Origin of the sequence: Ornatilinea apprima, from assembly GCF_001306115.1 — a bacterium.
Classification (GTDB): domain Bacteria; phylum Chloroflexota; class Anaerolineae; order Anaerolineales; family Anaerolineaceae; genus Ornatilinea; species Ornatilinea apprima.
Map to the genome: position 1 here is coordinate 50529 of NZ_LGCL01000032.1, position 21070 is coordinate 71598.

General features: G+C 55.7%; 19 protein-coding genes and 1 tRNA gene. 12 read left to right on the forward strand and 8 right to left on the reverse strand.

The genetic code is table 11. The features are described from left to right. Positions 1-98 precede the first annotated feature (98 nt). From ADN00_RS13950 to ADN00_RS13975, 6 genes are all read left to right on the forward strand, one after another. A complete protein-coding gene (locus ADN00_RS13950; protein WP_075063608.1) occupies positions 99-383 on the forward strand; it encodes a DUF503 domain-containing protein in 285 nt (94 codons plus the stop codon). Between the two features lie 30 nt (positions 384-413). Then, positions 414-1205, forward strand: a complete 792-nt coding sequence (locus ADN00_RS13955; RefSeq protein ID WP_075063609.1) for an SDR family oxidoreductase — start codon at positions 414-416, stop codon at positions 1203-1205. A 105-nt stretch (positions 1206-1310) separates the two neighbouring features. Next, positions 1311-3215 (forward strand): TIGR03960 family B12-binding radical SAM protein, encoded by a 1905-nt coding sequence (locus tag ADN00_RS13960; protein ID WP_075063610.1) that lies wholly within the window; start codon positions 1311-1313, stop codon positions 3213-3215. Beyond that, complete coding sequence (locus tag ADN00_RS13965; protein ID WP_075063611.1) at positions 3212-3847, forward strand: TIGR03936 family radical SAM-associated protein; 636 nt, start codon at positions 3212-3214, stop codon at positions 3845-3847. Before ADN00_RS13960 ends, ADN00_RS13965 begins: the two co-directional genes overlap by 4 nt. 164 nt (positions 3848-4011) lie before the next feature. Continuing rightward, positions 4012-4083, forward strand: a tRNA-Arg gene (locus ADN00_RS13970). Between the two features lie 119 nt (positions 4084-4202). Further along, positions 4203-4994, forward strand: a complete 792-nt coding sequence (locus ADN00_RS13975; RefSeq protein WP_075063612.1) for an alpha/beta hydrolase — start codon at positions 4203-4205, stop codon at positions 4992-4994. Positions 4995-5053: 59 nt separating this feature from the next. Here ADN00_RS13975 and ADN00_RS13980 read toward each other — a convergent pair whose 3' ends face one another. Continuing rightward, positions 5054-5422 carry a cupin domain-containing protein gene (locus ADN00_RS13980; protein WP_075063613.1) on the reverse strand — a complete coding sequence of 123 codons (369 nt, stop codon included), beginning with the start codon at positions 5420-5422 and terminating at the stop codon, positions 5054-5056. 161 nt (positions 5423-5583) lie between these two features. Between ADN00_RS13980 and ADN00_RS13985 the strand changes: the two genes are divergently transcribed. The 3 genes from ADN00_RS13985 to ADN00_RS13995 all read left to right on the forward strand — a co-directional run bounded on the left by ADN00_RS13985 (position 5584) and on the right by ADN00_RS13995 (position 9367). Beyond that, positions 5584-6294, forward strand: coding sequence for a zinc metallopeptidase (locus ADN00_RS13985; protein ID WP_201781198.1), 711 nt, complete (start codon positions 5584-5586; stop codon positions 6292-6294). A 69-nt stretch (positions 6295-6363) separates the two neighbouring features. Beyond that, the gene (locus tag ADN00_RS13990) at positions 6364-8619 is read left to right on the forward strand and encodes a hypothetical protein (RefSeq protein ID WP_152966362.1); all 2256 of its coding nucleotides are present in this window, start codon (positions 6364-6366) and stop codon (positions 8617-8619) included. Between the two features lie 124 nt (positions 8620-8743). Beyond that, a complete protein-coding gene (locus ADN00_RS13995) occupies positions 8744-9367 on the forward strand; it encodes a redox-sensing transcriptional repressor Rex (RefSeq protein WP_075063615.1) in 624 nt (207 codons plus the stop codon). Between the two features lie 60 nt (positions 9368-9427). Here ADN00_RS13995 and mreB read toward each other — a convergent pair whose 3' ends face one another. The 7 genes from mreB to ADN00_RS14030 form a co-directional block, all read right to left on the reverse strand. Beyond that, entirely contained in the window at positions 9428-10435 is a 1008-nt protein-coding gene (mreB, locus tag ADN00_RS14000; protein WP_075063616.1) for a rod shape-determining protein, read from the reverse strand. A 20-nt stretch (positions 10436-10455) separates the two neighbouring features. Next, positions 10456-10899: an ATP synthase F1 subunit epsilon gene (atpC, locus tag ADN00_RS14005; RefSeq protein WP_082390147.1), complete on the reverse strand. Its 444-nt coding sequence runs from the start codon at positions 10897-10899 to the stop codon at positions 10456-10458. An 11-nt stretch (positions 10900-10910) separates the two neighbouring features. Further along, positions 10911-12320, reverse strand: a complete 1410-nt coding sequence (gene atpD / locus ADN00_RS14010; RefSeq protein WP_201781199.1) for a F0F1 ATP synthase subunit beta — start codon at positions 12318-12320, stop codon at positions 10911-10913. A 33-nt stretch (positions 12321-12353) separates the two neighbouring features. After that, on the reverse strand, positions 12354-13253 hold the full coding sequence (gene atpG, locus ADN00_RS14015; protein ID WP_075063619.1) for an ATP synthase F1 subunit gamma: 900 nt from the start codon (positions 13251-13253) through the stop codon (positions 12354-12356). A gap of 15 nt (positions 13254-13268) precedes the next feature. Beyond that, the gene (atpA, locus tag ADN00_RS14020; protein WP_075063620.1) at positions 13269-14936 is read right to left on the reverse strand and encodes a F0F1 ATP synthase subunit alpha; all 1668 of its coding nucleotides are present in this window, start codon (positions 14934-14936) and stop codon (positions 13269-13271) included. 210 nt (positions 14937-15146) lie between these two features. Beyond that, positions 15147-15554 (reverse strand): methylmalonyl-CoA epimerase, encoded by a 408-nt coding sequence (gene mce, locus ADN00_RS14025; RefSeq protein ID WP_075063621.1) that lies wholly within the window; start codon positions 15552-15554, stop codon positions 15147-15149. 18 nt (positions 15555-15572) lie between these two features. Next, positions 15573-17222 carry an acyl-CoA mutase large subunit family protein gene (locus ADN00_RS14030; protein ID WP_075063622.1) on the reverse strand — a complete coding sequence of 550 codons (1650 nt, stop codon included), beginning with the start codon at positions 17220-17222 and terminating at the stop codon, positions 15573-15575. Positions 17223-17562: 340 nt separating this feature from the next. On the opposite strand from ADN00_RS14030, the gene rplI reads away from it, so the two are divergent. The 3 genes from rplI (at position 17563) to rimO (ending at position 20938) form a co-directional block, all read left to right on the forward strand. Then, entirely contained in the window at positions 17563-18084 is a 522-nt protein-coding gene (gene rplI, locus ADN00_RS14035; RefSeq protein WP_075063623.1) for a 50S ribosomal protein L9, read from the forward strand. Positions 18085-18197: 113 nt separating this feature from the next. Further along, complete coding sequence (locus ADN00_RS14040; RefSeq protein WP_160317531.1) at positions 18198-19592, forward strand: helix-turn-helix domain-containing protein; 1395 nt, start codon at positions 18198-18200, stop codon at positions 19590-19592. A gap of 8 nt (positions 19593-19600) precedes the next feature. After that, a complete protein-coding gene (rimO, locus tag ADN00_RS14045) occupies positions 19601-20938 on the forward strand; it encodes a 30S ribosomal protein S12 methylthiotransferase RimO (RefSeq protein ID WP_075063625.1) in 1338 nt (445 codons plus the stop codon). Positions 20939-21070: the final 132 nt, after the last annotated feature.

Sequence of the window (21070 nt, forward strand, 5' to 3'; positions counted from 1 at the left end):
TTCTTTGTTATCATCATTCACAAACCATAATTATACGATAGGATTTGACCATTGCTGGTAGATCGGGTACATTAATTTTACAAAAAGAGGTTAATACCATGCCGGTTGGGTTATTGAGTCTTCAAATTCATCTCGCGGACTGCCATTCGCTGAAGGAAAAACGCGCCCGCATCCAGCCGATTTTGCACCGGCTTCACCGTGAATTTAATGTTTCGACTTCTGAGCTGGATTACAACGATATTTGGAAAGACGCCCTTTTGGGTATTGCCTGCGTCAGCAACGATTCCATCTTTATCCGCCAGGTGTTTCAAGAAATTCAGCACTTTTTTCAGCGCGCCTGGCCAGACGTAGAAATTGTCGACGAGCGCATCGAAATCCTATAAACATTTTTTAAGCCATAACAGGAGAACAACATGGATTTGAAATTGAAAGATAAAGTGGCTCTGATCACCGGTTCCAGCAAGGGATTGGGCTATGCTACTGCCCTCAAATTGGCCGAAGAAGGCGCGCGGGTGGCCATTAATAGCCGCAATCCCGAAGCCCTGCAAACAGCCGCCAACCAGATCCGCCAGCAGACCGGCGCCGAAGTGCTGGCTCTGCCCGGTGATGTTACCCAACCCGACCTGCCTGCCCACCTCGTCGAACAGGTTCTGGGGCATTTTGGCAGGCTGGACCTGCTGGTTTGCAACGCTGGCGGCCCGCCTTCTGGCGAGTTTGAATCGTTTACAGACGAACAATGGCACCAGGCCGTTGAACTTTCCTTTCTCAGTCAGGTGCGCCTCATCCGCGCCGCCTTGCCGGCCCTGCGCCAGTCGGAATGCGCCAGCGTGCTGACCATTACATCCTATTCCGTCAAGCAACCCATCCCCAACCTGGTGCTTTCCAACAGCGTCCGCGCCGCCACGGTGGGGCTGACCAAAAGCCTGGCACTCGAACTGGGCTCGGAAGGCATCCGCTTTAACTCCATTCTCCCTGCCTGGACGGAAACCCAGCGCGTGTACGACCTGATGAACGCCCGTGCCGCCTCCACCGGGCGCAGCGTGGAAGAAGAAATCGCTCTGCAGGCGGTCAGCAGCCCAATGGGCCGCATGGCCACCCCCGAAGAATTTGCCAACGCGGCCGTGTTTTTGCTCTCTCCCGCCGCCTCGTACATCACCGGCGTCATGCTCAGCGTGGATGGCGGCATGTACAAAGGCACCCTTTAACGGTTTATCGTCTTCAAGATCATCGGCTGCCGGAAAAACCGGCAGCCGTTTGGCTTAAAAATCGGGTAAAATTACCCCGAATTTATCGTTGTAAAAGGACTTTGAATGCTGCTATCAAATCAAGAAATTAAAGACCGGCTTGAACGCGTTTTACTCAGCGTGGAAAAACCTGGCCGCTACGTTGGCGGAGAGTATAATCAGGTCGTCAAGGACTGGGACGCGATTCAAACGCGTGTCGCGCTGCTCTTCCCGGATATTTACGATATTGGTTTTCCCAACCTGGGGCTGGCTATTCTTTACGAATCACTCAATAACCGCGCAGACACCCTGGCCGAGCGCGCCTTTGTCCCCTGGATTGATATGGAAGCCGCCATGCGCCGCGCTGGCATTCCCCTCTACAGCCTGGAGACCAAACACCCCCTGGCCGCGTTTGATATTCTCGGCATCACCCTGCCGTACGAGTCGCTGTACACCAACGCCCTCAACGCCCTCGACCTGGCTGGCATTCCCCTGCACGCCGCTGATCGCGGCCTGGAGCACCCCATCGTGATCGCGGGCGGCCAGTCGTGCTACAACCCCGAGCCAATGGCGCCCTTTATCGACGCCTTCGTCATCGGCGAGGGCGAAGAGATCATCCATGAGATCGTCGCCGCTCACCAGGCCTGGAAGGCCAGCCGCGCCCCCCGCGCCGAACTGCTCAGCCGCCTGGCATCCATCTGGGGCGTCTATGTGCCGTCTTTTTACGAGCCGGCTTACAACCCCGACGGCACCCTCAGCGCGGTGAATCCCATTCACCCCGCTGCGCCCAAGCGCGTGCGCAAGCGCATTGTAGCCAAACTCCCCGAGCCGCCCACCCGCCTGCTGGTGCCCTCCATCAATATCGTGCATAACCGCGTCTCGGTGGAAATTATGCGCGGCTGCACGCGCGGCTGCCGCTTTTGCCATGCCGGCATGGTCAACCGCCCGGTGCGCGAGCGCTCGGTGGAAGACATCGTCAATGCCATCCAGAAAGCGGTGGACCAGACCGGGTTTGAAGAAATCGCCCTCCTGTCCCTGTCCTCTTCTGACTACACGAAAATTTTTGACCTCGTCCAGCAGGTCAGCCAGCGCTTCAATGCCCGCCACCTCAAAACATCCCTGCCCTCGCTGCGCATCGAATCCTTTTCCATCGACTTGATGGAAATGCTAAAAGATGCCCGTTCCGGCGGCTTTACCCTGGCCCCCGAGGCCGCCACCGACCACATGCGCGAGATCATCAACAAGCCCATCGCCTCCCAGCAGCTGCTGGACACCGCCCGCGCCATCTACTCGCGCGGCTGGACCACCATCAAGCTTTATTTTATGATCGGGCATCCCTCCGAAACGCTGGAAGACGTCCAGGCTATTGCCGACTTATGCAAAGCGGTGATTGCTGAAGGCCGCAAAGCGATTGGCCGCCGCGCCAAACTTAACGCCGGGGTCAGCACCTTTGTGCCCAAACCGCACACCCCTTTCCAGTGGGTTGCCACCGACCGCCCCGAGCAGATCGCCGCCAAGCAGGCCCTTTTGCGCCGCGAGCTGCGCGAGCCGGGCATCAAACTCAACTGGACCGACCCCAACACCACCCTCTTTGAATCCTGGCTCTCTCGCGGCGACCGCCGCATGTCCGCGGTGGTAGAGCTGGCCTGGCGCAGCGGCGCGCGCTTTGACGCCTGGGACGAGCATTTCAACTTCGCCACCTGGCAGGCGGCCTTCCAACAGGCCGGCCTCGACCCCGATTTCTATTCCCACCGCCAGCGCGCCCTTGATGAAACCTTCCCCTGGGATCATATCGACCCCGGTGTGCGAAAGTCATATATTCGCCAGGAATACCAGTGGTCGCTGGAAGGGAAAACCCGCCCCGACTGCCGCGACCAGTGCTTCGCCTGCGGCATTCTGCCCGTCTTTGCCAATCTGCGGTATGAAACCCCCGGCGACTCGTGGCGCTGCCCCGAAGTTACTTCCCCTGTCGCTGAGGAGGTGCAATCATGATCCGTGTGCGCTTTACTTACGCCAAAACCGAAGACCTGCGCTACACCTCCAACCTCGACGTGCACCGCGTGTGGGAGCGCGCCCTGCGCCGCGCCGGCCTGCCTCTCGCCTACAGCCAGGGCTTCAACCCGCAGCCGCGCATTAATCAGGCCTGCCCCTTGCCGCTCGGTATCACCAGCCAGTGCGAAATCCTCGAAGCCTGGTTGGAAGAAGACCTTCCCCTGGAAGACATCGCCTGCGCCCTCAACCCGGCTTTACCTTCCGGTTTCAAACTGCTGCGCACCGACCCAATCGACTTGCAGGCGCCCCGCGTGCAGACTCTGGTGGCCTCCTCCACCTACCGTGCCCTGCTTCTCGACCCAGTGGACGAAGCAGCCCTGCGCCAGCGGGCAGCCGAACTGCTCGCCCAGCCCAGCCTGCCCATGAACCGCCGCGGCAAAGACTACGACCTGCGCCCCCTTATTGAAACCCTCAGCATCGAATCCGGCGCGGATGGAAGGCCCGCCATCCTCATGCGCCTATCCGCCCGCGAAAGCGCCACCGGCCGCCCCGAAGAAGTGCTCAAAGCCCTCGGCCTCGACCCTTCTCTCGCCCGCCAGGAGCGCGTGGAACTGCACCTCAAAGAAGAATAAACCTCTTTAACACCGCCCTAATCTTGTAGGTCAGGTTGAGGAAATGGGAATTTCATCAACCTGGCTTTATCCTTTTTACCCACACAAAGTGAATCAACGCACCCTTCGATTGCTTCTGTCGCTTTCCAATTCGCCCGTCTCGTGGTAAAATCACGCCAGTACCCGTCCCCGTAGCTCAGTGGATAGAGCGTCGGCCTCCGGAGCCGAAAGCGGGAGTTCGAGTCTCCCCGGGGACGCCTCATCAGCGCAAAATCTCCTTCCAGCAGGACAGGGGATTTTTTGTTTCCATCGCACTCATTGCGGGTATTCCAGTACAATAAAGGGAAAGTAATCAAAGAAAACATCAGCGGAAATTATGCCCTCCAGCTACCCTGTCCCTCAAACCCAACCCTTTCTGCTGCCCGGCGGCAGCACCGGCGTCATCCTCGTCCACGGTTTCACCAGCACCCCCAAAGAGATGTCCCGCCTCGGCGCGTACCTCAACCAGCAGGGCTTCACCGTCATCGCGCCGCGTCTGCCCGGCCACGCCCTCACCATTCAAGACATGCCCCGCACCCGCTACCAGGACTGGTATAACGCGCTGGAAGACGCCTACCAGCTTCTGCGTCCCCACTGCGCCCAAATGGCCATTGTCGGCGTTTCGATGGGCGGCGCGCTGAGCCTGCTCTTTGCCGCCAACCATCCTTTCGATGCCCTGGTGACCCTCTCGGCCCCCTACGACCTGGCCGATTCACCCCGCCTGCGTAAGATTTTGCCCCTGCTGCGCCTGCTCAGCCGCGTCAAGCCCTTTCTCAAAAAGCCCAAAGGCGGCCACTGGTTCAACCCCGAAGCCGGCCGCGAGCATTACAGCTACCGCTATAACCCCACCCGCTCGGCCGTGGAACTGCTGCTCATGCTGAGTGAAATGCAAGCCGCTCTGCCGCGCGTAACCGCCCCGGCCCTGCTCATTCACTCGCTGGATGACGGCTATGTACACCCCGCCAATCTGCTGCCCCTCTTTGCCCTGCTGGGCAGCCCGCAGAAAGACATGCGCTTTATTCAAGGCTCCAGCCACTGCGTTACCATCGATGGCGACCGGCAGGCGCTCTACGAACAGATTGGCGCGTTCCTCACCGCGCGCTGCGCATCAACTCCGCCTGCCCAATAAAAAAAGGCTCAGGCTGAAACCAACCTGAGCAAATCCCATACGAATGCTTCCCGTTTTGCTTATTTGGGCAGCAGCTTTTTCACCGGGATGCCGCACAAGAATTTGAAGACAGTGCTGCCCGCGTTGCGGTACTGGTGATCGGCATTCGGCGGCATAAAGACCACATCACCCGCTTTCAGGTCGTGCCAGACCCCATCCATCAGCACCTGGCCTTCTCCCTCCACCACAAAATTTTCATGCTCATAAGGGTGCGAATGGTGCGGCGAATGGCCGCCCGGAGCCAGCTCAATCATCCGCAGCGCGTAGGTCGGCGCGCCGTCGTGGTCGTCATCAATCAGCCAGCGAATGGTCGCGCCCGGTGCCACGTCGCCCATGCTCTGCCCTTCCACCTTTGAATAATGAATGACTTTTCCTTTTGCTTCTGTCATCACATAGCCTCTTTTTCCAATTTTTTTATCATTGTACCGGATTCCTGGTGATTCTTATCTATTTCTTGTACAACGCTAATACCGCGTAGATGAAAAATTCATAAAATTGTGGTCTAATAGGATTAAATTGTGAAATTGACTGCACTTTAGGAGAAACAAAAATGGTCCCCATGTTTGGTGGTTACGGTCTTTACATTCTCTTCAGCCTGCCAGCCCTTCTTTTAGGCATGTGGGCGCAGGCCAAAGTCCGCTCCGCCTTTTCCAAGTACTCGCGTGTGCGCAGCAATGTCGGCATGAGCGGAGCTGAAGTAGCCCGCGCCATGCTCGATTCAAACGGCCTGCAAAATGTGCGCGTCGAAGAAACCCGCGGCATGCTCAGCGACCACTACGACCCGACCTCGCGCACGTTGCGCCTCAGCTCCGATGTTTACCGCTCTAACAGCATCGCTGCCGCCGGAGTGGCCGCCCACGAAGCCGGGCACGCCTTGCAGCACAAGCAGGGTTACTTCTTCCTGCAGTTCCGCTCGCTCATGGTCCCCACTGTGCAGCTCGGCAGTTGGCTGGGACCGATCATCTTCATGATTGGCATGTTTATCCAGTCCACCCTGGGCACGCAGATCGCTACCTTCGGTCTGATTCTCTTCGCCGCTACCGCTGTTTTTGCCTTTATTACTCTGCCGGTAGAATTTGACGCCACCAAGCGCGCCAAAGCCTGGCTCTCCACCAGCGGCGTGCTGTACCAATCGGAGATGACCGGCATCAACAGCGTGTTGGACGCGGCCGCTCTCACTTATGTAGCCGGCGCGGTTCAGGCGGTTTCAACCATCTTGTATTACCTCTTTTTACTCTCTGGCCGTCGCAGCCGCCGCTAAACCATGCGCACCCTCGAACCGGGTTTGAGACTGCTCAAATCCGGTTCTTTTCTGTTCACCGGATCGCTCATGAAAAAACACCACCACACTCTGAAAATTGTTCCGGTTTTTCTGGTTGTCTTGATCCTGCTTTCCGCCTGCGCGATCCCAGCATCTGCGCCGCAGCCCGCCGCCGGCGAAGACAACGCCAGCGCGCTTCTGCGTCTCGACCCGCCCGACGCCGCCCCGGGTGAGCCAGACCTGGCCGCTCTTTCCGCCCGCCTGCAACCCAATTCACTCACCGTGCGATTGGATCTCCTGGAGCAGCCCCAGGTCGAGTTTTCCACAGAGCTTCACCTACAAACCCCCGCCGCGCGGGTAACCATTCTCATCGCCCCCGATCTCTCAGTGTCCATCCAACCGGCTGATTCTAATTTGCTTCACGCAGCCAACGCCCAATGGGTCACCAGTACCGGTCTGGAAGTCCAACTCAATTCGCCCAAACCTCTTCCCGCGGACACGGAGGTATCCATTACGCTGCGCGACCCGGTCAGCGGGCAAGGATTGGATGAAATTGTCCCCACTGCGCTTTCCGCGCCCGCGCCCGCCCCCGCCCAGGTCGCTCTCATCTTCTGGAATGTGATGCCCGCCAGCACGCCCGCCCAGGCGCTCCGCCGTTGGGATGGCGCACACACCGGCCCGGTTGGGCAGCGCCACGGCCTCAAACACCTGCTCAATGCTGCCAGCCAGGCAGGTCTGCCCATCACCCTGCTGGACGCCCTCACACCCCAGGCGCTGGCCGCGTTGGAGCTTCTTGGTCAGGTGGATACCCTGCGCGGCCTGCAGCAACAGGGTTTGGTTGCTTTTGCTCAACCTTCCTGGGGAGACCCGGCCGCCTGCCAGATAGCCCTTCAACTCAGCCAATCCGCCGCCGGGGACTATGGCCTTTCAGCCGCGCCAGGTGTCGTTTCTGGCCCGCTGACCGCGGAGTGCCTCACAAACCCAGCGGACTTTTCTTTTGCCTGGCTGGGCCAGTCCGCTCAAACTGTCCAGACCTTTCAGAGCGTCAGCTTGCTTCCGTTGCCTTACCCTCCCTACGATTCTTCCGCGGCCAAAGAGTTTGCCTTTACCCAGGTGGACGGAAAACGCCTTTCGGGTGCCATCCTGCGCCAGTTGCTGCAAAACGCCCTCAGCGCAGACCCGCGCCGCGTGCTGGTTTTAGGCGGCAGCCTGCCCGAGAGCCTCTTTGCCGAGCAATCCATCGCCACGCAGTTGATGCAGTCCATCGAGGACCTGCCCTGGGTGCGCGTGCTTTCGCTGGAAGAATTGCGGCAAATCCCTGCCGGCCAGGCGGCTGAGCTGCCCCAGGGCTGTGCGGATCTCTTTTGCTCACCCAATTCCGCCAACCTGCGCGCTTACACCCCGGCTGGTCAGCCCGCCGAGATGTCTCTGGCCGAAACTCAATCCCGTCTGCGCGAGGCATTGCAATCGCTGCCTGCCTCAAACCCCTTCACGCGTGAAACCTGGCGCGCTTACCTCACCCTCACCCAGCCCGCTTCCTCTCCCGAAAGAGCCCAGCTCCAGGCGAACTACCTCGGCCAATTGGGGTATCCGCTCTACGCCCTGCTCTGGGCGCGCCAGCCCACCCCCATCGCCCGCTGTGACATCGATCTCGATTGGGATGCCGAAGCCGAATGTGTGCTTGCCAACCAGTCCACCCTGGCCATCTTCGAGCACCGCGGCGCCGCTTTGGTCGGCCTGTACACCCTTGAAAGCCAGTCGCTCACCCGTTGGATCGCTCCATCTTCCACCCTCGCACTAGGCCTGGGGGATTCCTCCGAATGGAATCTCACCACGGGAGCTTTCAGCGATCCCGGCACCCTCCCGGGAGCTTTTACCCTTGCCCAAGACACGCGTGTATACTCATCCCAAATCACCGCCAACAGGCTCATCTTCAACCTCCCCGATTCCGCGGATGCAAAAGTCTTCGAACTGGACGATGATGGCAGCCTGATCTTTACCTGGGCGGGAGAATCCAATCAGAACATGGATATACCTTTGATCCCTCCACGGGCTTCCACACTGTCGCCAGCCTGGGTGCAATCGGTCTCACTTCAGCAAGAACCGGATTCCATACGGCTGAATTCCGGCACGCCGGTTACGCTCACCCTAAACCATGCGGAGATGATTGACACAGTATCATTTCTGGATACACTGAAATACATTCAAAAGCCCGAGGATGCCAACCAGGTATTTGATGAAGGGCATTTTCTTCCCTTCCCGCTGGTCCATTTCCTGGTTCAGGTGCAACCAGGGGCGACGATCCGGCTTTGGGTGGAAAAATGACAAACCAAAGGATTGCACTATTTTTCACAATTTATATTAAAATAATGGAAATGGAAAATACATATCGTTGAATGTATTTCTTCCGGCTTCTACTGGAATTTCATAATTGAAGAAAGATACGAACATGAATAAAGTAGATATTCCTGCCATTATTGTTGCTCGGTTGCCTATATACCTCGAAACTCTCGAGCTGATGTACAAAGAAGGAATTTACAAAACTTCATCGCGCGAGTTGGGGGATCGCATCGGCATCACTGCCGCCCAAATTCGCAAAGACCTCTCCCAGTTCGGAGAATTTGGTAAACAAGGCACCGGCTACTCCATCCCCAACCTGGTGGCAGAATTACGCAAAATTTTGCATGTTGATAAGATTTGGGACGTGGCGTTGGTCGGTACGGGTAACCTGGGCACAGCCATTGCCCGCTACCCGGAATTTAACCATCGTGGTTTCAGAATCGTGATGTGCTTTGACTCCGACCCCGCTTTAATCGGCACAAAGGTCGGCGATATTACCATCGAAGACAGCGCCACCATGATAGAACGCATCCGCGAAGCGAATATAAAAATCGCCATGCTCACCGTGCCGGGCTCCATTGCCCAGCAAGTCGCAGATGACCTGGTCAAAGCCGGTGTTACCGCTATTCTTAACTATGCGCCCGTGGCCCTCAACATGCCGCCCGATATTATCCACGTCCAGCATATCGATCCTATCCTGCAACTCCAACAAATGACCTACTACATGGATTAGATCATCACACGAATCAAAAAGGCGAGCCAATAGCTCGCCTCATTGTTTAATCAAACCTGCTTAACCTGCGATCAGACTGCGGCGGATCGATTCGCGCATCACCAGCGCCCGCGCCGCCCCTTCGGCGGTGCAGGTGGTGGGGTTATCCACCAGGTAAGCCGGAATGCCCAGCGACTTGGTCAAAAAACGGTCCAGCCCGCGCAGCATCGCTCCGCCCCCAGTGAGCGCTACACCGCGGTCAATAATATCCGAAATCAATTCTGGCGGAGTTTTTTCCAGCACGCGCCGGGCGGTTTGCACAATCTCACCCAGCGGCTCCTGCAGCGCGTCAATAATGTCATCGGTGGTCAGGGTCAGCGGGCGGGGCAAACCCGAAACCTGGTCTTGCCCTTGAATTTCCATCACATCCTGAGTGTCTTGCGGCAGGGCAGCGCCAATGCGGATTTTTAACTGCTCAGCCGTTGGCTGTCCGATGATCAGGCCATACTTTTTGCGCACATACCCAATAATGGCCTCATCCAGCTTAATTCCGCCGGTGCGAGAGGTTTCGGCGGTAACAATGCCATTCATCGCCAACACCGCCGCTTGCGAGGTGCCACCGCCCAGGCTCAGGATCATATTACCCGATGGTGTGCCAATCGGCAAATCTACACCCAGCGCGGCGGCCAGCGGTTGTTGAATAAGGTAGACCTCACGCGAGCGCGCGCCCAAACCAGCTTCCTGCACGGCGCGACTTTCCACGCTGGTTACGCCAAACGGAACGGTCAGCATCAGGCGCGGACGTGCCAACAGCATGGGGCCGCTCAGCTTCTTCACCAGAAAGCTCAGCAAAGTTTCGGTTACGTCATATTCAGCAATCACTCCATGCTGAAGTGGGCGAACCACCTCTATGGAATCAGGAACGCGGCCCAGCATATCTTTGGCCGCCTGCCCCCATTCCACCATTTTTTGTTCATCTACGATGATCGCCACCACAGTTGGCTCTCGAACCAGAATCTGGTTCCCTTCCGCAACGGTGATGTGCGTCGTGCCCAGGTCAATTCCAAATTCTCGCGTTAAAAAAGGCATGCGATGTACTTTCCTCCAGGTTATTCTTCACCCGGTGACAGAGGACTCTGACCGCGTCTGCGGTAGCGGCGTGCAGCGGATAAACGCAAATTGGAGCGCAAAAGCGAGGCTTGCATCGATGCATATTGCTCAGAAATCTGCGGTATGCCACTCTTCAGCAGTTCTTCCGCCCGCTTCCTGGCCATCTCAGCCCGTTCTACATCAATTGACTCTACGCTTTCAGCGCCTTCTGCCAGCACCGTAACCTGGTCTGGCTGAACTTCTGCCACGCCCCCATAGACCGTGAAGACGTTCTCTTTATCACCTTGTTTAATGGTGATAATACCATAAGAAAGCATGGTTAAGAAAGGAGAATGGTTTGGTAAAACACCAATTTCACCATGAACACCGGGCAGAACCACCATATCCACGTCGCCTTCGAATATGATATTCTCAAGAGACACAATTTCACAACGGATAGTCATGCCAATTTCCCTTATGCCAACTGGCCCATTATCATCCGGGTGCCCTTCTCAACCGCCTGTTCAATCGTTCCAACCATGTGGAATGCTTGTTCGGGCAGTTGATCGTGCTTTCCTTCCAGTATTTCGCGAAATCCGCGAATGGTTTCGCGCAGCGGAACATATTGGCCGGGGATGCCGGTGAATACTTCTGCCACGAACATGGGCTGCGAAAAGAACCGTTCAATTTTTCGTGCGCGCGAGACCAACAGTTTATCGTCTTCGCTCAGCTCGTCAATACCCAAAATCGCGATGATATCTTGCAGGTCTTTGTAGCGCTGCAGCACTTGCTGCACTTCGCGGGCGGTATTGTAGTGATCCCACCCCACCACGTTCGCGTCCAGAATACGGGAAGTGGACGCCAGCGGGTCTACAGCCGGATAAATAAATTTCTCTGCGATCGAGCGTTCCAAGGCAATGGTAGCGTCCAGGTGAGTGAAGGTCGTCACCGGCGCCGGGTCAGAGTAATCATCCGCGGGCACATACACAGCTTGCATCGATGTAATTGAGCCGTGCCGCGTGGTGGTGATGCGCTCCTGCAGCTCGCCCATTTCAGTCGCCAGCGTTGGCTGGTAGCCCACCGCCGAGGGCATACGCCCCAGCAACGCAGATACTTCCGCGCCAGACATGGTGAAACGGAAAATGTTATCAATAAAGAGCAGCACGTCCATGCCTTTATTGCGGAAATATTCAGCCATTGAAAGCGCGGTCAGGGCCACTCGCAGGCGCGCGCCCGAAGCCTCATTCATCTGCCCGTAGACCATGACGGTGTCTTTAAGCACACCCGATTCGAGCATTTCGCGGTAAAGCTGGGTGCCTTCACGCGTGCGCTCGCCCACACCAGCAAAAACAGATTTCCCTTGATGCACCTTGGCAATCGAGCGGATTAGCTCCATAATCACCACGGTTTTACCCACGCCCGCACCGCCAAAGATACCTGTTTTCCCACCTTTGGTGAAAGGAGCGATGAGATCAATGGCTTTCAAACCGGTCTCAAACACCTCAACCCGCGTTACCTGTTCGTCTAGGCGCGGAGCGCGGAAGTGGATGGGGTATTTCACAGCGGTAACCACATCGCCCTTTTTATCCACCGGCTCACCTAACACATTGAACACACGGCCCAATGTCTCTGGGCCAACTGGCACCATAATGGGATTAAAGGTTCGCCGCGCGCGGGTGCCGCGTGCCAGTCCATCCGTGGGACCCATCGCCACGCAGCGCGCCATATGCCCGGGCAAATGACGCTGCACCTCAACCACCAGGGAATAGCTCTCACTCATATCAATTTTGATGGCTTCATAAATATCAGGCAGGTTTTCAGCGGGAAATTCCACATCCACCACACTACCCTGTACCTGAATGACCTGTCCAAAAATGTCTTCCATTAATTCCTCCATAGATATTCGGGAGAACCCTGTTTAATACGTGTTCTGCGTGAGCGATTCTGCCCCGCTGGCAATTTCGATAATATCGTCAGTAATAGTTTTCTGTCGCATTTTGTTGTAATCCAATTGCAACGAGTCAATAATATCCTTGGCGTTGTTCGTGGCGTTATTCATCGCCATACGCCTGGCCGCATGTTCGCTGGCCTGTGAGGATAAAATGGCCTCAAACACCTGCAATGCAATAAATCTGGGCACAATCATATCCAAAATGGTATCCCGGTCAGGTTCATACTCAAAAACTGCTTTCGAGGTGTGGGTAATATTAAACGAGCGTTTCTCTGGTGGTTTTTCATACTCCAGAACCACCGGCAGCAGATCTCGAATCACAACACGCTGTTTCACCATGCTCTCAAACTCGGTATAGCACAGGTAAATCTTATCCACCTCGCCTTGCAAATACGTATCAACCAGCAGGAAGCCAATCGCGGAAACATCTGAAAATTTTGGTGGGGTCGGCAGATTGCTGAACTCAGCCAAAATCCGCATGCCGCGCCGCAACAGCATATCCCTGCCCTTGCGACCAACCGGCACATATGACACTTCTTGTTCTACATCACGAAAATGCTCCAGCGTTTGGCGAACCACGTTCACGTTGTATGCCCCTGCCAGGCCGCGATCGCTGCTGATCATCACCACCAATATTTTCTCCACCTTGCTGCGAATGGTCAGCAGTGGATGTAAGTTCTTTCGCTCAGGTTCGCGCGCCAAATGCAGCAACACCTTCCAGGCCTTCTCGGTGTATGGGTGCGATCGCTGCACCAAATTCATGGCCTGGCGCACTTTTCGCGCGCTCACCGTTTCCAGGGCGCGGGTAACCTGGGAGATATTCTTAACGCTGCGAATGCGCCTTCTTAAGTCTCGAGTTGAATTCATGCGCTCTTCACTCGCTTACATTTCCCAGGTACTGTTAAAGGCTTTAATTGCTTCCACTAATTGTTTTTCCAGGTCCTCGCTAATCACCCGCCTGGCGGCAATTTCCTCGCCAATTGCAGGGTAATGGCTGTTTACAAAGCGCAGCAGCTCATTTTCCCACTCGCGCACCCGGTTGACCTCAATTTGATCCGCCATACCGTGCGTGCCCGCATATAAAATGATGATCTGGTCTTCCAGAGACACCGGTTTATACTGCGGCTGCTTGAGAATCTCCTGTAAACGGGTCCCACGGTTCAACTGCGCCTGGGCTGTCTTATCAAGATCTGATCCGAATTGAGCAAACGCCGCCAGCGCGCGGAATGAAGCCATATCCAATCTCAAGCGGGAGGCAACCTGTTTCATACACTTGGCCTGCGCTGCGCCGCCAACGCGTGAAACAGAGATGCCGATGTTGATCGCCGGCCGCACACCTGCGTTGAAAAGGTCTGTCTCCAAGTAAATTTGGCCGTCGGTAATGGAGATCACATTCGTCGGCACATAAGCCGAGACGTCTCCCAACAGCGTTTCAATAATCGGCAGCGCTGTCAGTGAGCCGCCTGTGCCTTTCACCTTGGCAATCTTATATTGGCTGGACTCCGGCAGCTCACTTAAGGCGCGCCTGGCGTCTTCCAGCCCCACCGGACCTCCAAATATCAGGCCGTTCACGCCAGCGTTTCGGTCTGCAAATTCGCCCTCATAACTACCGGGGACAATCACATACTGGTAAGCCAGCCGGGCAGCGCGCTCTAACAGGCGGGAATGCAGGTAGAACAGATCACCAGGGTAAGCCTCGCGTCCGGGCGGACGGCGCAGCAACAAAGAAACTTGCCGGTAAGCCCAAGCATGTTTAGATAGATCATCAAAGATGATCAAGGCGTCTTTACCCTTTTCCATCAGTTCTTCGCCAATCGCGCACCCCGCGTACGGCGCGATATATTGCATTGCAGCCGGCTCATCTGCTGACGCAGCCACCACAATGGTATGCTTCATCGCGTCAAATTTTTCCAGCAAGGCAATCTGCCGCGCCAGTTGAGCTTTCTTCTGCCCAATCGCGACATAAATGCAAATCACGTCTTTACCTTTTTGATTGATGATCGCATCAAAGGCGATGGCCGTCTTGCCGGTCTGACGGTCACCAATAATCAACTGCCGCTGGCCTTTGCCAATTGGGATCATCGCGTCAATCGCCTTAATCCCGGTCTGCAGCGGTGTGTCCACATCCTGCCGTTCCAGCACGCCGGGAGCCATCCGTTCAATTGGCCGGTACTTGTGGGTGGGAATCGTACCCTTTCCATCAATCGGTTCTCCCAGGGCATTTACAACCCGGCCAACCAATTCTTCTCCAACCGGCACAGACACAATCCGTCCTGTAGATCTGACCTGCATGCCCTCTTTAATGCTCTGGTATTCGCCAAGAATGATGACACCCACTTGCTCTCGCTGCAAGTTGAAGGCAATGCCTTTCACGTCGTTTTCAAATTCCACCAGTTCCTGAGCATGGATCGAGTTTAACCCATCCACCTGGGCAATTCCATCACCGGCTTCCAACACCCGTCCAACATCATGAATTTCATAGACAGCTTCATAAGCGTCAATTTTGGATTGCAGCTCATCCGTAATATGGCTGAGTATCTGATCGAACATCAAACCTCCAGGTGCATTAAAGTAAACAAATACAGGTATGGAATAAGTCCCGCAGACTTAACAATACAATTAATACTATTATCGACAAAGTTTGGAAACAATTATACTACGCCATCCCCTGGGCGCCGAAAAAACGGATTAAAAACAGATAAAAATGCGCGAAAACCATTTTTCGCGTATTTTTTCAAGCCATAGACTGTCTCGTTTCAATTATTCCGTAATTTGGTAAAGCTCCACCAGCACACCATTGGCGCTTTTGGGATGGATAAAAGCCATTTTTCTGCCTGGCAGCACCTGAGCCGTCTCGTTGATCAAGCGCACGCCTTTTTCCTTCAATTGTTCCAGCATGCCGTCAATATCATCCACTTCCAGGCAAAGATGGTGCATACCCGGCCCGCGGTCCTTCAAGAACTTAGCCACGCCGGTGGTTTCATCCGTGGGCCGCACCAACTCCACTTCGCTGTCGCCGGTGGGAATAAATGCTACCGATGCCTTCTGACTGGGCACGTCTTCAATATGACTGAGCGACAAACCTAATGCGCCCTGCCAGAAAGCCAGCGACTCTTCAATATTATTGACCGCTATCGCGATGTGGTTAATTTTGGTTACTTTTGCCATGAGACTCCTTTCCCTTGTTTATAACCAGGCTGGCGGCTGATATTCGCCCCACACCGAACGCAGCAACCCGCAAATCTCTCCCAGCGTGATCTCATTTTCCACACAGCCAATCAAGACTGGCATTAGGTTTTCTTTGCCCCTGGCGGCAGTTTCCAGGTGACCCAGCAGTTCCTGCGCGCGCTGGTTGTCGCGTCTCCCCCGAATTTCTGCCAGCTTGGCCCGCTGCTGCGCTTCAATCGCCGGGTCCACCTTAAGCCCCTCCAGGTCGGTTTGTTCGTCCACCTGAAACGCGTTGACGCCAACTACCATCTGGTCCTTGTTTTCAACCGCCTTCTGGTACTGGTATGCAGCGGTCTGGATTTCGCTTTGCATATATCCATTCTCAATAGCAGCCAGCGCGCCGCCCATCTGCTCAATCGTATGCAGATACATTTTCGCCTGCTCGGCGATTTGGTCAGTTAGCTCTTCAACTAGATATGACCCGCCCAACGGATCCACACTGTCGGCCACGCCAGATTCGAAGGCGATAATCTGCTGGGTGCGCAAAGCCACCCGCACGGATTTCTCTGTGGGCAGCCATAAGGCTTCATCCATGCTGTTGGTATGCAGCGATTGCGTTCCACCCAAAACAGCCGCCAAGGCCTGCAGCGTTACCCGCACCACATTGTTTTCGGGCTGTTGCGCGGTTAGCGTGGAACCGGCGGTCTGTGTGTGAAAGCGCAGCTTCATCGACGCGGGATCCGCGGCATGGAACTGGTTGCGCATGATCTCTGCCCAAAGCCTGCGTGCTGCCCGGAACTTGGCAATTTCTTCCAGAAAATGGTTGTGCGCGTTGAAGAAAAATGAAAGCTGAGAGGCGAATTCATCCACCTGCAAGCCGGCGTCAATCGCCGCTTTCACATAGGCAATCGCGTTCGCCAGCGTGAAGGCCACTTCCTGCACCGCTGTTGACCCCGCTTCTCGAATGTGATAACCCGAAATGCTGATCGTGTTCCAGCGCGGCACGCTGGCCTTGCAGTATTGAAAAATGTCGGTGATCAAGCGCATGGATGGCGCCGGCGGGAAGATATACGTTCCCCGCGCCACATATTCCTTCAAAATATCATTCTGAATGGTGCCGCGCAGCAGGCGCTCATCCACCCCCTGCCGCTTCGCGACCGCGATATACATGGCCAGCAGAACTGCCGCAGGGGCGTTGATCGTCATACTGGTCGACACTTTGTCGAGTGGAATCTCACGGAACAGCAATTCCATGTCTGCCAGAGAAGATATAGATACGCCCACTTTTCCCACTTCGCCAGCCGCAATTGGATCATCCGCGTCATATCCAATTTGAGTGGGCAAGTCAAACGCCACCGAAAGTCCTGTTTGCCCTTGTTCGAGCAGATAGCGGTAGCGCTGGTTCGACTCTTCCGCCGAAGCATAACCGGCGTATTGGCGCATCGTCCACAGACGGCCGCGGTACATATTTGGCTGGATTCCACGCGTAAACGGGTACTCACCGGGAAATCCCAGCTTTTGTTGATAATCCATTTCCTGGGGAACCGCCACAACCGGTACGGGGTTTCCGGATAAGGTCTTGAACTCAGGTTTTCGCTCCGGGAACTTTTTCGTCAAGGGAGTCAAAACCTCTTCTTCCCAGCGCTTTTTTTCTGCTTCAAAATTCATTCTGGCCTCTCAAGAGTAGATTGATCACATTAAACAGTATACACAATCCTGCCAATTGCGTAGAAGCCAGACTGTCACCTTTTTAACTGCCAATGATACCTTTATCGGCGGCGCACGCAGCCCGTAAAGATGGATATATCGCCATGATCGCGAAACCTTGATTTGCCTCAAAATGCTCCCAACGAGGAAATATGTTAACTTTTGAAAAAGCAAACATTTCTACCTTGGTTTTTCATTGCTCCCGGCCAGGTTGACGGTTGCCCCACCCTCTGGTAAAATCCAATCGCCAAAGCGTTGTACCCTTCGCTTTGAGTATTGCAACCTGAAAGGGCTTGAAAAAATGAAAGTAATGCTTCTCAAAGATGTCTACAAACTGGGCCGCGCCGGTGATGTTAAGAAAGTGGCCGATGGTTATGGCCGCAACTTCCTCATCCCGCAGGGGCTGGCTGTTCTTGCCACCGTTGGCGCGCTGAAGCAGGTAGACCGCCTGCGCACTCGCGCTGCCGCCCAACGCGCCGCGCTGAACACAGAAATGCAGAGCGTGGCTGCCAAATTGGCTGATCTTGTGTTGGTTTTCTCCAGCAAAGCGGGCGAAACCGGCAAGCTCTACGGTTCGGTCACCACCCAGGAAATTGCCGAAGCCATCAACGCCAAAACCGGCCTCGAGATTGACAAACGCCAAATCGAATGCGAACCGATTCGAACCCTTGGCGAGCACAGCGCCCGCGTCCGCCTCACCATTGACCTGGTTCCTCACATTAAAGTAATGGTTTACCGCGAAGGCGAAGCCCCGGTTGCTGAGCAGCCCGCCCAAGCCGAACCTGTAGTAGAAGAACAGGCTGAAGAACAGGCCGCTGAGTAATCATCTTCTTTGCGAAACCAGTCTGACTTCTTGTTTCAATAGCATTGACCCGGCCAGTCACAGCAGGTATGCTGGCTGGCCGGTTTTCTATCCCCCCTAACGCAATGAGCCCTTTGTTCGGAGATCAACTCAAGCAAAAACGCCAGGAGATGGGCCTGTCTATCGAGCAGGTTTCTCATGCGCTTCATATCCGCCCGCGATATCTTGTCGCGCTGGAATCCGACGATTGGGGTGACATACCTTCCGAAGTACAGGCCAAAGGCTTTTTGCGCCTCTATGCGGACTATCTCAAGATTCATTTAGACTTCACTCAGCCCGCTGCTGAGCCAGAGCCGCAGCCCGAACCAACGCCCCCCGTAAAACAATCGCCGCTGGCAGGGATGGGCAAAATCGTAAACCGGTTGGCTGAAGAACGCCTGACCGCGAAAAAAAACGCCGAAGCGGCTGCAGAACCACCGCCTCCCCCTCCCGCCGTGGCCGAAACGCCAGTCAAAATTGAAGAACCAGCAGCGGTCGAAGAGCCGCCCGCCCCCTGGATGGAGGTGTTCCGTGAGATCGGCAGCACTATTGCCGCCCAGCGCGAGGTGCTGGGTATTTCCACCGCTGACGCAGAAAAGCATATTCTCATTCGCAAGCACTATCTCGATCTGATCGAGGCCGGTGAATTTGACCGGCTCACCTCCGCTGTTCAGGCGCGCGGCATGTTGAAAAATTACGCCCGATTCCTGGAACTTAACGAAGAAGCGATTCTCACCCGCTACGCGGAAGGTCTGCAATTGCGGCATGCCGAAAAGCTTGCCCAGGTGGAAAAACCCAAACCTTTCTTTACCCTGCCCACCAAAAAAGCCGTCCAAGACGCCCCTGCCTGGCGGCGTTTTCTCACCCCCGATCTGGTCATCATGGGGGCCATCATTCTCGGCCTCTTTAGTTTCACCGTCTGGGGTCTGGCGCGCGTTACCGCCGCTCAATCCACCGCCGCTGAACCCACCGCCCCCCCTGTGGCCGAGGTGCTGGCCATCACCCCTTCTTACGACGCCACTCTGGCCATCACCGCCACGCCCATTCGTGACGTCCTCGCTGATGACCGCGGACAAACTGGCTCAGCCGAAGGCGGCGAAATCGCCACGCCCACCCTGCCCGTGTTGGATGACAACCCGCTGCAGCTTTACATCATCGCCCAACAGCGCGCCTGGATGCGTATTGTTGCGGATGGCAAAGAGCAGTTCTCCGGTCGAGTCTCCCCCGGAAACGTGTATTCCTTCTCCGGCGAAGAGAAAATGGAATTAATTACCGGCAACGCGGCCGGGCTGCGTGTGTATTACAACCAGACAGACCTGGGCACGCTGGGAAATGCTGGCGAAGTGGTCTCGCTGCTGTTCTCAGCGGCGGGCATTCTTACTCCCACACCGGCGGCCAGCCCCACGCTGACCCCTACCGCCCAACCAACCGCCACCCTTCAGCCAACTCCCACCGTTCCCACGCCTACGGTTACCCCCTTTATCCCTTAATGGTTAACATGAAACGCAATCACCAGACCTATTTTTTAGCCTCGCTGGGCTGCGCGAAGAACACAGTCGATTCTGAATCGATGGCACTCTTGCTCAATAGCGCCGGGTACCGCCCGGTGGAAGACCCGCATAAAGCCGACGTGATGATCGTCAATACCTGCGGTTTCATCCACGATGCCCGCCAGGAATCCATCGAAGTTCTGCAAGACCTGTCGAAAAGCAAAAAACGGGGGCAGATCTTGCTGGCCGCCGGCTGCCTGCCGCAGCGCGATGCTGAATTGATTACCCAAGCGGTGCCCAAAATTGACGGGCTGCTCAGCACGCGCCGCTGGATGCAGATTGTACAGTTCATTGAGACCATTCGCTCCCAGCCTTCTTCCCACGCCTTGTATGATATTCCTCCGGATAATATGCCTTCCCTTGAGCCCGGCGGCGTGCTGCGCTCCGCCATTCAGGGTGGCAGCGCCTACCTCAAAATTGCCGACGGCTGCCGCCGGGGCTGCGCTTACTGCTCCATCCCGTTGATCAAAGGCCCTGTTTCCAGCCGAAAGATGGAAGATATTCTCGCCGATGCCCGCGTTTTGGAACAGGCCGGTGTTCAAGAACTGATCCTGATTGCCCAAGACACCACGGATTATGGTTCGGACCTGGGACTGAAAGACGGGCTTTCGCAGCTTTTGGAACAGATGGTCAGAGAAGTCCCATCCATCCCCTGGATTCGCTTGATGTATACTTTCCCCGGTTACATCACCGACCGTCTCATTGACCTGATGGCCTCTTCCCGGCAGATTTTGCCCTACCTTGATCTACCCCTGCAGCACGCTCACCCCGATGTGCTCAAATCCATGCACCGCCCCTCCGATATGGAATGGGTGCGCGGCACGCTGGCAAAAATGCGCTCGAAAATTCCCGCCCTTGCGCTGCGCACCACCTTCATCGTTGGTTACCCCACCGAAACCGATGAGCGTTTCTCTGCCCTGCTCGATTTTACCCGTGAGATTCGGTTTGACCACCTGGGAGCCTTCACCTATTCCTTTGAACCCGGCACGCGCGGCGCGCCCCTGGGAGACCCTGTTTCTGAGGAGATCAAACAGGAGCGCTTGCAGCAGTTGATGCAAATTCAGGAAGAAATCGCCCTGGAAAATAACCGCGCGTTTGTGGGCCGTGAGATGCAAGTCCTCATCGATGGCGCTGGCGACGGCATCAGCATCGGGCGCACCTACCGCGACGCACCCGAAGTGGACGGTTTGGTCATTCTGGCTGGCGAAACTGAAGTTGGCAGCCTGGTCAACGCCCGTATTACCCAGGCCATGCCCCACGACTTTACCGCCGAAATCATCCCTTGAAATAAAGGGGCTGTCTCTAAAGAATTTGGAAACAGCCCCAAAAATTAGCTGCAAATCGAATAAAAACGAAAAAACAAAAAATTGGTAGCCTACCTGGCTGCCAATTTTCGCATATTATGGGCAATACTGATC

Bases quoted from the DNA above. Each gene is read 5' to 3' on its own strand.
- ADN00_RS13965 (WP_075063611.1), top strand. From the start codon at position 3,212: ATGATCCGTGTGCGCTTTACTTACGCCAAAACCGAAGACCTGCGCTAC.
- ADN00_RS14030 (WP_075063622.1), bottom strand. From the start codon at position 17,222: ATGAATTTTGAAGCAGAAAAAAAGCGCTGGGAAGAAGAGGTTTTGACT.
- ADN00_RS13980 (WP_075063613.1), bottom strand. From the start codon at position 5,422: ATGACAGAAGCAAAAGGAAAAGTCATTCATTATTCAAAGGTGGAAGGG.
- ADN00_RS13985 (WP_201781198.1), top strand. From the start codon at position 5,584: ATGGTCCCCATGTTTGGTGGTTACGGTCTTTACATTCTCTTCAGCCTG.
- ADN00_RS13995 (WP_075063615.1), top strand. From the start codon at position 8,744: ATGAATAAAGTAGATATTCCTGCCATTATTGTTGCTCGGTTGCCTATA.
- rimO (WP_075063625.1), top strand. From the start codon at position 19,601: ATGAAACGCAATCACCAGACCTATTTTTTAGCCTCGCTGGGCTGCGCG.
- ADN00_RS13960 (WP_075063610.1), top strand. From the start codon at position 1,311: ATGCTGCTATCAAATCAAGAAATTAAAGACCGGCTTGAACGCGTTTTA.
- atpD (WP_201781199.1), bottom strand. From the start codon at position 12,320: ATGGAAGACATTTTTGGACAGGTCATTCAGGTACAGGGTAGTGTGGTG.
- ADN00_RS13955 (WP_075063609.1), top strand. From the start codon at position 414: ATGGATTTGAAATTGAAAGATAAAGTGGCTCTGATCACCGGTTCCAGC.
- ADN00_RS13950 (WP_075063608.1), top strand. From the start codon at position 99: ATGCCGGTTGGGTTATTGAGTCTTCAAATTCATCTCGCGGACTGCCAT.
- ADN00_RS13990 (WP_152966362.1), top strand. From the start codon at position 6,364: ATGAAAAAACACCACCACACTCTGAAAATTGTTCCGGTTTTTCTGGTT.
- atpG (WP_075063619.1), bottom strand. From the start codon at position 13,253: ATGAATTCAACTCGAGACTTAAGAAGGCGCATTCGCAGCGTTAAGAAT.
- atpC (WP_082390147.1), bottom strand. From the start codon at position 10,899: ATGACTATCCGTTGTGAAATTGTGTCTCTTGAGAATATCATATTCGAA.
- mce (WP_075063621.1), bottom strand. From the start codon at position 15,554: ATGGCAAAAGTAACCAAAATTAACCACATCGCGATAGCGGTCAATAAT.
- atpA (WP_075063620.1), bottom strand. From the start codon at position 14,936: ATGTTCGATCAGATACTCAGCCATATTACGGATGAGCTGCAATCCAAA.
- ADN00_RS13975 (WP_075063612.1), top strand. From the start codon at position 4,203: ATGCCCTCCAGCTACCCTGTCCCTCAAACCCAACCCTTTCTGCTGCCC.
- rplI (WP_075063623.1), top strand. From the start codon at position 17,563: ATGAAAGTAATGCTTCTCAAAGATGTCTACAAACTGGGCCGCGCCGGT.
- mreB (WP_075063616.1), bottom strand. From the start codon at position 10,435: ATGCCTTTTTTAACGCGAGAATTTGGAATTGACCTGGGCACGACGCAC.